12 protein-coding genes are annotated in these 12,641 nt (G+C 47.6%); 3 read left to right on the forward strand and 9 right to left on the reverse strand.

The window, feature by feature from the left end:
• Positions 1-8: 8 nt before the first annotated feature.
• Both DWX43_RS04165 and rfbD read right to left on the reverse strand, forming a co-directional pair.
• Positions 9-1,280: a dicarboxylate/amino acid:cation symporter gene (locus DWX43_RS04165; RefSeq protein ID WP_118618986.1), complete on the reverse strand. Its 1,272-nt coding sequence runs from the start codon at positions 1,278-1,280 to the stop codon at positions 9-11.
• On the reverse strand, positions 1,281-2,207 hold the full coding sequence (rfbD, locus tag DWX43_RS04170) for a dTDP-4-dehydrorhamnose reductase (RefSeq protein ID WP_243099248.1): 927 nt from the start codon (positions 2,205-2,207) through the stop codon (positions 1,281-1,283).
• Positions 2,208-2,424: 217 nt separating this feature from the next.
• Between rfbD and DWX43_RS04175 the strand changes: the two genes are divergently transcribed.
• Together DWX43_RS04175 and DWX43_RS04180 are read left to right on the forward strand one after the other, a co-directional pair.
• Positions 2,425-3,225, forward strand: a complete 801-nt coding sequence (locus DWX43_RS04175; RefSeq protein ID WP_243099249.1) for a DUF4474 domain-containing protein — start codon at positions 2,425-2,427, stop codon at positions 3,223-3,225.
• The gene (locus DWX43_RS04180; protein ID WP_109729388.1) at positions 3,222-4,091 is read left to right on the forward strand and encodes a metallophosphoesterase; all 870 of its coding nucleotides are present in this window, start codon (positions 3,222-3,224) and stop codon (positions 4,089-4,091) included. The genes DWX43_RS04175 and DWX43_RS04180 overlap by 4 nt, the downstream gene beginning before the upstream one ends.
• Positions 4,092-4,114: 23 nt before the next feature.
• Here DWX43_RS04180 and DWX43_RS04185 read toward each other — a convergent pair whose 3' ends face one another.
• From DWX43_RS04185 to pth, 4 genes are all read right to left on the reverse strand, one after another.
• Complete coding sequence (locus tag DWX43_RS04185) at positions 4,115-4,675, reverse strand: manganese efflux pump MntP family protein (RefSeq protein WP_109729389.1); 561 nt, start codon at positions 4,673-4,675, stop codon at positions 4,115-4,117.
• A gap of 220 nt (positions 4,676-4,895) precedes the next feature.
• On the reverse strand, positions 4,896-5,954 hold the full coding sequence (locus DWX43_RS04190) for a peptidylprolyl isomerase (RefSeq protein WP_118618992.1): 1,059 nt from the start codon (positions 5,952-5,954) through the stop codon (positions 4,896-4,898).
• 48 nt (positions 5,955-6,002) lie between these two features.
• Positions 6,003-9,386 (reverse strand): transcription-repair coupling factor, encoded by a 3,384-nt coding sequence (mfd, locus tag DWX43_RS04195; protein ID WP_118618994.1) that lies wholly within the window; start codon positions 9,384-9,386, stop codon positions 6,003-6,005.
• 4 nt (positions 9,387-9,390) lie between these two features.
• Positions 9,391-9,969 carry an aminoacyl-tRNA hydrolase gene (gene pth, locus DWX43_RS04200; protein WP_109729392.1) on the reverse strand — a complete coding sequence of 193 codons (579 nt, stop codon included), beginning with the start codon at positions 9,967-9,969 and terminating at the stop codon, positions 9,391-9,393.
• 206 nt (positions 9,970-10,175) lie between these two features.
• Here pth and DWX43_RS04205 point away from each other — a divergent pair, with 206 nt between their 5' ends.
• Positions 10,176-10,610: a hypothetical protein gene (locus DWX43_RS04205; protein WP_109729393.1), complete on the forward strand. Its 435-nt coding sequence runs from the start codon at positions 10,176-10,178 to the stop codon at positions 10,608-10,610.
• 24 nt (positions 10,611-10,634) lie between these two features.
• Here DWX43_RS04205 and DWX43_RS04210 read toward each other — a convergent pair whose 3' ends face one another.
• From DWX43_RS04210 to sigG, 3 genes are all read right to left on the reverse strand, one after another.
• Positions 10,635-10,898: a glyoxalase gene (locus DWX43_RS04210; RefSeq protein WP_109729394.1), complete on the reverse strand. Its 264-nt coding sequence runs from the start codon at positions 10,896-10,898 to the stop codon at positions 10,635-10,637.
• Entirely contained in the window at positions 10,891-11,568 is a 678-nt protein-coding gene (locus tag DWX43_RS04215; protein ID WP_118618996.1) for an HAD-IA family hydrolase, read from the reverse strand. The genes DWX43_RS04210 and DWX43_RS04215 overlap by 8 nt, the downstream gene beginning before the upstream one ends.
• Positions 11,569-11,690: 122 nt before the next feature.
• The gene (gene sigG / locus DWX43_RS04220) at positions 11,691-12,470 is read right to left on the reverse strand and encodes an RNA polymerase sporulation sigma factor SigG (protein ID WP_109729396.1); all 780 of its coding nucleotides are present in this window, start codon (positions 12,468-12,470) and stop codon (positions 11,691-11,693) included.
• Between the last annotated feature and the right edge of the window lie 171 nt (positions 12,471-12,641).

Consider the following 12,641-nt stretch of genomic DNA (forward strand, 5'->3'; position numbering starts at 1 on the left):
AGATCTGGTTACTCCATTCTGTCAAATACTTCCCGGTTCAGGGATTTGTTCTGATAGGCAACGATCGTGGTGCATACTGCATCCCCGGTTATATTGACAGCGGTTCTTGTCATATCGAGAATCCTGTCTATTCCCATAATCAGAGCGATCCCTTCTACCGGAAGCCCTACGGAATTGAAGACCATTGACAGTGTGATCAGGCCTACGCTCGGGACTCCGGCCGTTCCTATCGAAGCAAGGGTAGCCGTGGCGATTACGGTAATATAGTCTGCCGGGGAAAGTGCGATCCCGAATGCCTGTGATACGAACACAACCGCGACTCCCTGCATGATGGAGGTTCCGTCCATATTGACGGTCGCTCCCAGCGGCACCGTGAAAGATGAAATTTTCTTGGATACCCCCATTTTTTTATCCAGCGTTTCAATGGACAGGGGGATCGTCGCATTGGAGGTTGCCGTGGAAAACGCGAATCCCATGACTGGCAGGAATTTGCGGATAAATTTTATCGGGTTTAATCCCGTAAATAACTTCAGCAGTATCTGATAGACCCCAAAGCCCTGCAGCAGCAGTGCGAGGAAGACGGCCGCCATATATTTCAGCATCGGTATAAACGCGTCGAAACCAATTCCCGCAAATGTCTTTGCAATCAGGCAGAACACGCCGAATGGTGCGGCTTTCATAACTGTCATCGTCATATCCATCATGAGATCATTAAATTCAGCAAAGAACTGGGCAACAGATGCAGCCCTCTCACCTCTTTTAGCCAGAAGAATCCCAATAAAAATAGCAAAGAAAATAATCTGCAGCATGTTGCCTTCCGCAAGTCCCTGAATCGGGTTCTTCGGTATGATATCCAGCAGGGTATCTGCAAATCCTGCCGTCTCTGCGGCCGAAGTCTCTGCCGTCTCGATACTGCTGATGTCCAGGCCAACGCCCGGGTTAATCAGATTGCCGATTCCCAGTGCCAGCGTAATCGCTGCCGCCGTGGTAAACAGATAAAACCCTATGGTTTTCACACCGACTTTTCCAAGAGTCTTAGTGTCCCCGATTGCCATGCTTCCGCAGATCAGGGAACAGAATACAAGCGGCACGACCAGCATCTGCATGGCCCGCAGGAAACCGTTCCCGATTACATAAAAGATTCCGTCTATAATCACTGTATCTCTGACATATCCCTCCGGGACCCAGTAGTGCAGAACGATTCCCGCAAAAGCCCCTAGCAGGAGGCTGATAAAGATCAGTGTCGTAAGTCCTGGTTTTTTCCTCTTCCTTTCTTTCATCTACATTCCCCTTTCTTTTCTCTTGTTCTCATTAGCTGTACTATAATCGGAAACATAATCCGCCACATATTCTCTCAGTGCTTCCTTCCATCCTGACGGCTGCTGTATGCCGCACATCCGAAGCATCATATTGTCCAGTACTGTATACTCCGGCCCCTCGAATCCCGGCTGTCTTCCGCCCATTTTTATCGGGACCAGTTCTACTTCTTCTCTCCCAAGCAGTCTGAGAATTTCCTGTGCCAGAGCGTATCTGCTGCAGTGTCCGGCACAGACTGCATGGTAAATGCCCTCCTGTTCAGCCTGAATCAGGCGCAGGATCACCCCGGATAGTTCCTTCGCACTTGTCGGGCATGCAAAGTCATCCACGGCTGCCTCGATCCGCATTCCTTTCCCAGCCTGCTCAATGATTGAATTTACAAAGTTACTTCCTTCTGACCCATAAACCCAGGAGCTCCGGATGATCAGGTGCTTCGGCGCCAGCTCTTTCACGAAGTTCTCGCCTGCAAGTTTTGACTTTCCATATACTGTTCTCGGATTGGGTGTGTCAAACTCATGGTGGCTTTGCTCGTTTGTATCCCAAAAAATATCGTCCGTGGATATCTGGATGATTCTCGCGTCTATCTTTCTTGCAATCGCACTCAGGTTCCTTGCCCCGAGGGCGTTTACTTTATATGCTTCTTCTACATTTTCCTCACACGCCTGTACATCTGTCATACCCGCACAGTTGATGATTGTGTTCGGGCGGTTCCTGCTTCCGAATAAATTCACATCCCCGGCACAGGTGATATCCAGGTCCTCGATATCCGTCTCAAAAAGCTCAACATCACGCATATCCAACATATTGCGTATCATGGTCCCCACTCGTCCGGCTGCCCCTGCAACCCATATCTTCCCATAATCGTATCCCATCATTCTTCTCCTTTTCAAATCTTTCCCTTAAAAAAGGTTCTCTAAACTTCGCTATTATAAATGGAATCGTCCTGTTTTTCAAGTCCATTTTTCTGGAATCTGCATATAGTGTAATAAGAACTTTTTCAGGACTCTGAGTATGTATCTCCTTATCCCTATTATAATTGTACTGTTTTTTGTTTTATTCTTGTCGTATTACCATAGAAAAAAGCAGGCCGTCCAGAAAGTCGGCCGGATGTCTTATGCATGGAAATGTGACCTGCTGAACGAACTCGCCGTTCCTTTTGGCTTTTCCTATCAATTTGTCCAGGATATCTTTACTTTCAGGGACGATGCATGGCAGAAAGAGTTCGGGTACGGGGAATTTTATGATCTGAATGCATTGTCCATGCACATGATACTGGACTGCGAACCTGTATACTTCAACTATCATGGGAAAACCTGGCTGATCGAATTCTGTAAGGGACAGTACGGGATTAATACAGGCGCGGAAGCCGGTATTTACCACGCAGACTCGGTCGTACCCCCGGCACTCCGGCCCCAGACGGTCTTTACAGCCGCCGCAGAGGATGAGGTTCTGCCTGTTAAACTGCGGCTGACCGGGCCTGACTGCCCGCTTTTTTCCATTTCTCAAAAACAATGGCGCGTATCCGGCTTTGTCATGGGCACCTTCACTGCCCCGGAAGATCTGATTCTCGAAGCAACCGTTACATTCCCCGATCCGGACATGTGTACGGCCTTCACCCGTGCCATGAATGGCCTCGGCTACAAAAGCAGTGAACTGCTCACATACCAGAATACAGTACAGTTCTACTTCACAAGGCCGAAATCAGCTCCGCTCATGGCACCCGATGTCTTTCTGGAAAAATACAGGCTCCTGCAGGGTGATATCTTCTGTGAGCTTTTCCTGTGGCTCACTAATCCTTTTTTTACGACCGTGGACCGGCTGCTTTACCTTTACTACACACATCCCTGCCTTTTTGAGAGGATTCTCTGTATCAGAATGTTTCAGAAGCACAGGAGGAAAAGACAATGAGCTGGTATGAGCGTATTTCACGGGCATTTGTACAGGCGCCTGTCGTCCCCTTAAACAGCAGGTCCCGCTTCGTGCTGATGAGCGACTGTCACAGGGGGGTCGGCAATCACAATGATAACTTTATGAAAAACCAGAATGTATATTTTGCCGCACTAAATTATTATTATGAAAAAAATTATACCTATATGGAATTGGGAGATGGGGATGAATTGTGGGAAAACCGTTCACTTTCCCAGATTATTGATATTCACAGTGACGTCTTCTGGCTGCTTTCAAAATACCGGAGAGAAAACAGGCTCTATCTGCTGTACGGCAACCATGACCACAGCAAACGCCACTGCCATTATTGCCAGAAGCACTGTTCCACCTACCATGTAAGCGGCCAGAACGATGAATCGCCCCTTTTTCCTGGTGACTGCTATCTGCAGGGGCTGATTTTAAAAGATACAGAGCATGGAAATGACCTGTATCTGATCCACGGCCATCAGGCAGACTTTTTAAACAGCACACTCGCCCCTCTGGCAAAGCTGCTCGTCCGTTATATCTGGAAGCCGCTCGAAGCAATCGGGGTGTCCGATCCTACGAGTGCGGCAAGAAATTATACGAAAAAGAAAAAAGTGGAGAAACGATTGACAGACTGGGCCATACAGGAGCATAAGATACTCGTGGCCGGGCATACACACCGTCCGATGATTGGCAGTTCACAGGCACCCTATTTTAACACGGGAAGCTGCGTACACCCCCGGTGCATCACCTGTATTGAAATCCAGAACCGGATGATGATACTCGTCAAGTGGACGCTGCGCACCCGGGAAGACAGGTCCCTGTATGTAGCACGGGAAGTTCTGGAAGAATACAGGCTGTAACAAAATTTGGAAATACCATCGTTTTACAGGACCCCCAGATGTTCCAGCAGGATCTTCACCCCCAGAAGGATCAGGATGATTCCTCCTGCGAGCTCTGCTTTTGATTTGTATTTTGTCCCAAACACATTCCCGATCTTTACTCCGGCGGCCGACAGGATGAATGTAGTCACTCCTATAAAAGATACGGCGGGGATGATATTCACACGGAGAAATGCAAAGGTGATTCCCACCGCCAGTGCATCTATACTGGTTGCCACGGCCAGAACAAACATCGTTTTTATGTCCAGGGAATCACTTGTATTTTCGCATTCCCCCGAGAGTGATTCCCTGACCATGTTCACACCGATGATTCCAAGCAGGATAAAGGCGATCCAGTGGTCTACAGCCGTGATTTTATCCTGAAACTGTACGCCCAGAATGTAACCGATGAGCGGCATCAGTGCCTGAAACCCTCCAAACCACAGTGCAACAATAGATACTTTTTTCACGGTAATCCTGGGCATCGCCAGGCCCTTACAGACGGACACCGCAAATGCATCCATTGATAATCCTACTGCCAGTAAAAATAATTCTATAAATCCCATTCTTTTTTCCTCCTGTGTAATGAATCTGACGTGGGTTAGAATAAAAGGGCAAAAAAAAGACACATGTACAGCAAATAAACTGTACATGAGTCTCATTAATTAAGATAAGCCAGACTTTCCAGTCAGTATGTTGACTTACCACGCATATCCTGCGCCAATTACTCCCTCACGGACTGATTAGTATTCTATCATCCAAAGACTGCAATTTCAAGTATTTTATTTATTCATTATCCGAATAGTCGTCTTCACTCTGCTTTACAGTGACACCCTGCTTTTCAAAATTGACTTTCTTCCAAACATTTTTATGTTCTGTTATCTCTGTGTCTTCTCTCCACTTCTTCAGAAGAGAATCATACTGCTCCTGCTTTCTCTCTTCCACAATGGATTCCTTCTTTGCATCGGTAGCTTCTCTGTCAAGGAAACTGGTCACTTTTGCCACATAAATACCTGAATCCGTATCAACGATGTCTGTGACGTCCCCTTCATTCTCAAGAGCATCCGCTGCCTTCACCAGATCTGCATTCGGGGATGTGGAATCGGCATCAAATGTAGCTGTCTTTACTTCCTGTCCTGCTTCCTGTGCCAGAGCCCCTATATCCGGATTGTCCCCTGCTTTTAAGCTGTCTGCAAATTCCTGTGCCTTCTGCTTCTGGGCCGCTTTCTCGTCATCAGTCATGGCCTCTGAATTACCATCCGCATCTGTCTTATTATAAGAGAACAAAACATACTGCATGCTCTTCTGCGCGGCCTCTTCATCAGACACCTCTTCGTCAACGCCTTCCTTCATCGGCTGGTCCATCCTGCTCTGTATGGTAGCAAGCTCCAGGTACTTCTTTACATTCTTCTCATACCCGGAAACCGCCTCTTTGTCCTCCAGGGTGTTATCTTCTACAAAGAGATTAGCTGCCTTATCAATCGCCTTTTTATCATCATCAGTCAGTTCAATATCATAATCCGCCGCATGCTGGTTCAAAAGATACATGTTCTCCAGAGCCTCAAGGAGACTTTCTTTCATACCGTCTTCGTAGGTCTTGCCATCCTCAACCTCCTGCTTCCACATGTCCTCACCAGTCATCCCCATCATACCCGCATAATAGGTCTCATACTGAGCCTGCTGCATTCTGGCATAAAAATTGGCAACACCCAGTGTGATCTTATCCTTTCCAACCTCTGCCACGACCGCATCATTATCCATAGAACGGCTGCATCCTGCCAGAGATGACACTGCAAGGGCTCCCGCTGCCGCCATAATTATCAATTTCTTTCTGAACTGTCCCATAATATCCTCCTACGTACATTCTAACTTCATTATTATAGCCTTTTTTTATTATTCTAACAAGCCTTTTATATCATTTAACAGCTTTTTCACCAATTCCAGAACGTCCTCGTCCTTTGTCTTCCCGCTGCGCCCCTTCTTCTGGTACAGGAAATACGGCGGTGTGTCGGCCTTGAATACAAGGCTGCCATTGTAGGCCTTGAGAAGTCCCGGTATTTTCTGCGGCTGTACCTTTGCTTTCTCATACATGGTAAGCTGGTATGCATCTCCTTTTTGCTCCACTGCCGTTACATAGGCAGAATGAGCCAGCGCCTTTAAGCCTGCAATGTTCAAAAGCTGCTGCACCTTCCTCGGGATGTCGCCGAAACGGTCGATGAGTTCTTCGATCATATCGTCCATCTCCTCTTCATTCTCAATGCTGGCAATCCGTTTATAGACATCCAGCTTCTGGAATTCATTTGCAATATAAGACTCTGGAATATACGCATCGATATTCAGGTCGATGGAGGTTGTATACACATCTTCTTCCATCTCCCCCTTCAGCTGTTTCACGGCCTCATTGAGCATCTTACAGTACAGGTCATATCCCACGGCCTCCATATGGCCGTGCTGCCGGGCGCCTAGGAGGTTGCCCGCCCCGCGTATTTCCAGATCCCGCATGGCGATCTTAAACCCGGAACCAAGATCCGTAAATTCACGGATCGCGGCGAGGCGCTTCTCCGCAATTTCTTTGAGCATCTTATCCCTTCTGTACAGAAGAAACGCATATGCCATACGGTTCGAACGCCCGACCCTCCCCCGAAGCTGGTAGAGCTGGGAGAGTCCCAGCCGGTCCGCATCGTGGATGATCATTGTATTTACATTGGAAATATCCAGTCCCGTCTCAATGATCGTCGTGGAAACGAGGACATCAATATCACCGTTAATGAAGTCATACATAATATTTTCCAGTTCCCGCTCGTTCATCTGGCCGTGGGCAAACGATACTACGGCATCCGGGACAAGCCTCTGGATCCTGCCCGCCACATCTGCGATGTCGCTGACACGGTTGTATACATAGTAGACCTGTCCGTCACGGGACAGTTCTCTTTCTATGGCCTCCCTGACCATCTCGTCATTGTATTCCATTACATAGGTCTGAATCGGCATACGGTCCATCGGGGCTTCTTCCAGCACGCTCATATCCCTGATTCCGATCAGGCTCATATGGAGCGTTCTGGGAATCGGTGTGGCTGTCAGAGTCAGTACGTCTATATTTTCTTTCAGCTTCTTGATCTTCTCCTTGTGTGTGACCCCGAAACGCTGCTCCTCATCAATAATCAGCAGGCCTAAGTCTTTGAACATGACATCCTTTGACAGGACCCTGTGTGTTCCGATCACAATGTCCACAAGGCCTTTCTTTAAATCTTCCACCGTCTTCTTCTGCTGCGTGGAAGTCCTGAATCTGCACAGGAGGTCCACCCTGACCGGGAAGTCTTTCATCCTCTGTACAAACGTGTTGTAATGCTGCTGGGCCAGAATCGTAGTCGGCACAAGATAAACGACCTGCTTTCCCTCCTGAACCGCTTTAAAGGCGGCCCTGATTGCAATCTCAGTCTTCCCATACCCGACATCCCCACAGATCAGACGGTCCATGATCTTCCTGCTTTCCATATCCCGTTTAGTGTCGGCAATCGCCTGGAGCTGGTCGTCCGTTTCCTCAAAAGGAAACATCTCCTCAAATTCCTTCTGCCATACGGTGTCCGTCTCATAGGCATACCCTTCGGCCTGCTGCCTTGCCGCATACAGCTCTACCAGGTCCTTCGCAATCTCCCTGACTGCTCCGCGTACCTGGCTCTTTGTCTTCGCCCACTGGCTCGTTCCCAGCTTGTTCAGCTTTGGTTTCTTTGCGTCCGCCCCCGCATACTTCTGGATCAGGTCCAGCTGGGTCGCCAGAATATAAAGCGCGCCTCCCCCGGCATAGGTAATCTTCATGTAGTCTTTCGTGATTTTGTCTACTTCAATCTTTTCGATGCCCTGATAAATTCCCAAACCGTGGTTTTCATGTACAACATAGTCCCCGGCCTTCAGTTCCGAGAAGTTCTGGATCTTCTGCCCCTCATAGACTTTCCGGCGTTTCTTCTTTTTGTGTTTCCCGAAAATATCGGTCTCTGAGATGACCATGAACTTCAGCATCGGATATTCATATCCCTCTTCCACATGCCCGTACGCAACCATGATCTCCCCGGGCTGTACGATGCGGCCCATATCCTCGCTGTAAAAACTGCTCAGGTCATAATCCCGCAGATCCTCTGCAAGACGCCGTGCACGCGTCCTGGAGCCGGAAAGGAGGATCACGCGGTACCCATTTCTTTTCAGCCTCTTCAAGTCCCTCGTCAGCATTTCGAAGCTGTTATTGTACGGATTTACACCCTTTGTCTGAAGACTGTAAGTATCCCGCACATGAAAAGAACCGCATTTTGACTCCAGCGTCGTCAGTCCGATCCCGTAATACTGGTTCATCTTCTCCACAAGCTCTTTTGTGGAAAACACACGCAGATCCTCTTCCTCATCCTGAATTCCCGCGGCCTCCCTGTTTTTCTGACTGTTCAGGAATTCTTCCTCCACCTCGTCCAGACGTTCCAGAAGTCGTACAGGTTCATCCAGAAATAATATACTTTTTGAAACTGGGAAATAATCCAGAAAGGAAACACAGTCTGCACTGTCCCCCTGAAGCTCTGCGGCGGGGTAAATCACGACCTCGTCCAGATTCTCAACCGAACGCTGGCTCTCCACGTCAAACGTACGGATCGAGTCCACCTCGTCGCCCCACAGTTCTATACGGACGGGAAGCTCTTCTGTCAGGGGGAACACGTCCAGAATCCCGCCTCTCACGGCAAACTGTCCCGGCCCCTCGACTTCTGTCTCTCTCTCATACCCCATCGCTGAAAGTTTTTTCTGGAGTTTTGTAAAATCAACGGCCCCCTCTCCTGAAATATGAATCCTCTTTTCAGAAATGTCATTAAGCGGGGACATTCCATCCAGAAAAGCATCGATCGTCGTAATGATAGTAATCCCGTTTTCAGTCCCCCCGGCATCTCCTGCTGAAGCACTGCCTTCATTTCCGGTCTCAAAAATTGCCTTTACCACTTCCATGCGCTGCTTTACAAGATACTTGCCCTTGATATCAGCATGGTAAAAGAGCAGGTCCTTTGCCGGGTAAAGGTACACATCCTCATCCAGAAAGCGATATTCCTCATAGGCTTTCTTCGCCTTTTCATCACTGGAAAAAGCGATGATTTTGTAAAAACAACCATCGCTTAATGCATACATCAGGTGCGTCTTCTGTGAGTTGACACATCCCGCGATCTGCAGGATTCCTTTTTCCTTTTTTCGCTTTGAAAAAATCTCATTATACTCCGCCAGCTCGGAAAGCGGCGCTAAAAAAGCCTGCATAAGTCTACTCTTCCTTCTTTTTGCGGTTATATTCATTCATCGCGGCCTGAATCTCCCCGGCCGTAATCATTTCCACGGCATGTACCGCCTGACTGTAGCCTTCTTCCATCAATTCATGCTCCGCTTTTGTAAAATGCCCAAGCACATAGTCTGCCAGATCATACCTCGGCGGCTTTTCACCAACGCCAACCTTAATCCGTGGAAATACCTGACTTCCCAGATGTGCAATGATGCTCTTGATCCCATTGTGCCCTCCGGCACTTCCCTTTGCCCGGATGCGCAGCTGTCCGACGCCGAGGCTCACATCATCATAAATAATAATCAGTTCCTGCTCAATATCCACCTTGTAGTAATCCACGAGACTGATAATACTCTCACCGCTGAGATTCATATAAGTCATGGGCTTTGCCAGAATCACCTTCTGGCCCCCGATAATGCCTTTCCCTATGAATGCACGGTGCTTCCTCGTGTCCACTGATATATTATATTGGCCAGCAATGGCATCAATGACTTCAAATCCCACATTATGCCTTGTTCCTTCGTATTGTTTATCCGGATTTCCCAATCCAGCAATAATATACATAACTTTCACCTCTTCATGCAGGGCCGTAATTAAAAATTAAACACAGCCTGAATTTTCCAAATGTGGCTGATACGCCGCATCTCCATACATTTTACAGGATTGCATCCTATTTGTCACGTAAAAGCCGCGAATATTTTTCGGTTTCCCGTCATACACTTATAAAAAGCGAAATGGAAATAAAATGGCTAACATGGGAGGTCTTTTTCATGGGTTCTAAAACTAAAATCATCGTTCTGCATATGAAAGAAATCATTTATACCGCAGTTTTTGTGGCACTGGGCATACTGCTTGTCATTCTGCTGGTAGTTATGTTCCGTCCCGGAGGGAAAGATAAAAGTGCAGATGCGAAAAAACAGTACACTCCGGGGGTCTACACTTCAACACTGACTCTGAACAACACAAACCTGGAGGTCGAAGTATCCGTGGATGAGTCACATATCAACTCCATCCGCTTCTCCAATCTGGATGAGGCGATGACAACCATGTTCCCGCTCATCCAGCCGGCAATCGAAGAAATTGCTGATCAGGTCTATGATAAGCAGTCGCTCGAGGAAATTTCGTTATCCGATGATACCCCGTACACATCCCAGGTGATCCTGGATGCAATAAAAGAAGCCACAGAAAAAGCCGCAGTGAAATAATTCTGCGGCTTTTGTATGTGTGGATTATCCTTCCACAATCAGATACTGACCATTCTGCAGTGCGAATACTTCTGACGCTTCTTCCAGTTCTTCCGGAGTCATCGCATCGACATCGATCCCGCTCTCCTCAAAATATTCCCTTACCTCGTCAATGGAATCAACAACCACTGCCATGCAGTCTTCCAGGAAGGCTTCTGCCTCCTCCAGTGTCTCAGCCACAGGTTCGTCAAACAGCTGGGACTGTTTCTGCAAAAATGTAAGTAAACATTCCTCATCGTATTCATTCATGACTTTCCACCTCCCTATCATTGATAAATTCAAAGATCTCAAGCGGCGAATCCATAATCAGTTCAGCTCCCGCTTCTCTGAGGGCTTCTCTGCCCCTGAATCCCCAGGATACTCCTATGGTCTTCATCCCGGCCGCTCTCCCTGTCGCAATGTCCACTTCAGAATCGCCGATATACAACGTCTCTGACGCATCTGCCTGTAGCTTCTGCGCAATATCGAGCGCTGCCGCAGGGTCCGGCTTTCTTGGTACGCCCTCTTTCTGGCCCTGTATCCACTGAAATGTATCCGTGCCGAAAATCTCTTTCACGACGCTCAAAGCATCTCTGTCCGGCTTGTTGGACAGTACCGCCATCCTGATTCCCGCCGGCTTAAGCTTTGATAGCAGTTCCATGATCCCGTCATACGGTACTACATGATATGTGCATCCGGTCTTAAATATGCGGTCATATCTTTGCATGGCCTCGTCAAGCCGTGCCAGATCCTTCTCACCTGACGCTTTCAGGGATTTCTCTAAAAGCACCTTAGCGCCGTTGCCGACAAACATCCGGCATTCATCCCGGGTGATCGGTGGAAGTCCCATCTCTTTCAGTGTCTCATTCACAGAAAAAGTCAAAGAATCCAAAGTATCTGTCAATGTTCCGTCTAAATCAAAAATGCAAGCTTTATACATGGTTCCTCTCCATACCTTCCTTATTATCGTATCTGTATAGAACAGTTACTTATAATCTACGTTTATCATAGTATGAAGTCATGGAAATTTCAACCATAAATAGGGATTTTTTCTGAATGTGTTTATCCAAGCAGGTACTGCTTCATTACTTTCAGTGCATTTTTCTCCAGACGGCTGACCTGTGCCTGTGATATCTTGATCTCCTCGGCCACTTCCATCTGGGTCTTTCCTTCAAAGAAACGGAGGGTAATGATATAGCGCTCCCGCTCATTGAGACGCTCCATCGCGGCTTCCAGTGACAGCTCCTCTACCCAGTTTTCCTCCTTATTCTTCTTATCGCTCACCTGGTCCATGACATACAGCGTATCCCCCCCGTCCGAGTACACAGGCTCATGCAGGCTCATAGGCATCTGTATGGCATCCAGAGCAAAGACGATATCCTCTTTGGAGATTCCGATCTCCTCTGCAATCTCCTGCACGGTAGGCTCCTTTAAATGCTTCTTCATATAGCCTTCCTTCGCATAGATTGCCTTATAAGCGGTATCCCTTAAGGACCTGCTGACACGGATGGAATTATTGTCCCTTAAATACCTTCTGATTTCCCCGATAATCATTGGAACTGCATAAGTAGAAAACTTCACCGCCCTGTCCGGGTCAAAATGGTCCACCGCCTTCATGAGTCCTACGCAGCCGATCTGGAACAGGTCATCCGCATTCTCATTACTGCTTGAAAACCGCTTAATCACACTTAAGACCAGCCTTAAATTCCCTTTAATATACTGTTCCCGCGCCTCTTCGTCCCCTTCCTTAATACGGGAAAACAAAGCCACCTTCTCTTCTTCTTTCAAGAGTGGGAGCTTCGCTGTATTGACACCACATAATTCCACTTTATTCAAAGCCATAATAAAAATCCTCCTAGACGAAAATTTGATCTAGTAAAATCATTCTCATTCTGGCCGGCAGTTATTCTTTGGGGAGAAAATTAAAAAAAGTTTTAGTCCTTGACAATACGATTCGGCTCTGGTGGGATAACGCAAGTTGAATTTAGAGATTCTTTTGTGTATAATGGTAAA

Origin of the sequence: Clostridium sp. AF19-22AC (assembly GCF_003479085.1) — a bacterium.
Lineage (GTDB): Bacteria > Bacillota > Clostridia > Lachnospirales > Lachnospiraceae > Faecalicatena_A > Faecalicatena_A orotica.

Coding starts and splice junctions, on each gene's coding strand:
- DWX43_RS04165 (WP_118618986.1), bottom strand. CDS start 1,280: ATGAAAGAAAGGAAGAGGAAAAAACCAGGACTTACGACACTGATCTTT.
- DWX43_RS04175 (WP_243099249.1), top strand. CDS start 2,425: ATGTCTTATGCATGGAAATGTGACCTGCTGAACGAACTCGCCGTTCCT.
- DWX43_RS04180 (WP_109729388.1), top strand. CDS start 3,222: ATGAGCTGGTATGAGCGTATTTCACGGGCATTTGTACAGGCGCCTGTC.
- DWX43_RS04185 (WP_109729389.1), bottom strand. CDS start 4,675: ATGGGATTTATAGAATTATTTTTACTGGCAGTAGGATTATCAATGGAT.
- DWX43_RS04190 (WP_118618992.1), bottom strand. CDS start 5,954: ATGGGACAGTTCAGAAAGAAATTGATAATTATGGCGGCAGCGGGAGCC.
- mfd (WP_118618994.1), bottom strand. CDS start 9,386: ATGCAGGCTTTTTTAGCGCCGCTTTCCGAGCTGGCGGAGTATAATGAG.
- pth (WP_109729392.1), bottom strand. CDS start 9,969: ATGTATATTATTGCTGGATTGGGAAATCCGGATAAACAATACGAAGGA.
- DWX43_RS04205 (WP_109729393.1), top strand. CDS start 10,176: ATGGGTTCTAAAACTAAAATCATCGTTCTGCATATGAAAGAAATCATT.
- DWX43_RS04210 (WP_109729394.1), bottom strand. CDS start 10,898: ATGAATGAATACGATGAGGAATGTTTACTTACATTTTTGCAGAAACAG.
- DWX43_RS04215 (WP_118618996.1), bottom strand. CDS start 11,568: ATGTATAAAGCTTGCATTTTTGATTTAGACGGAACATTGACAGATACT.
- sigG (WP_109729396.1), bottom strand. CDS start 12,470: ATGGCTTTGAATAAAGTGGAATTATGTGGTGTCAATACAGCGAAGCTC.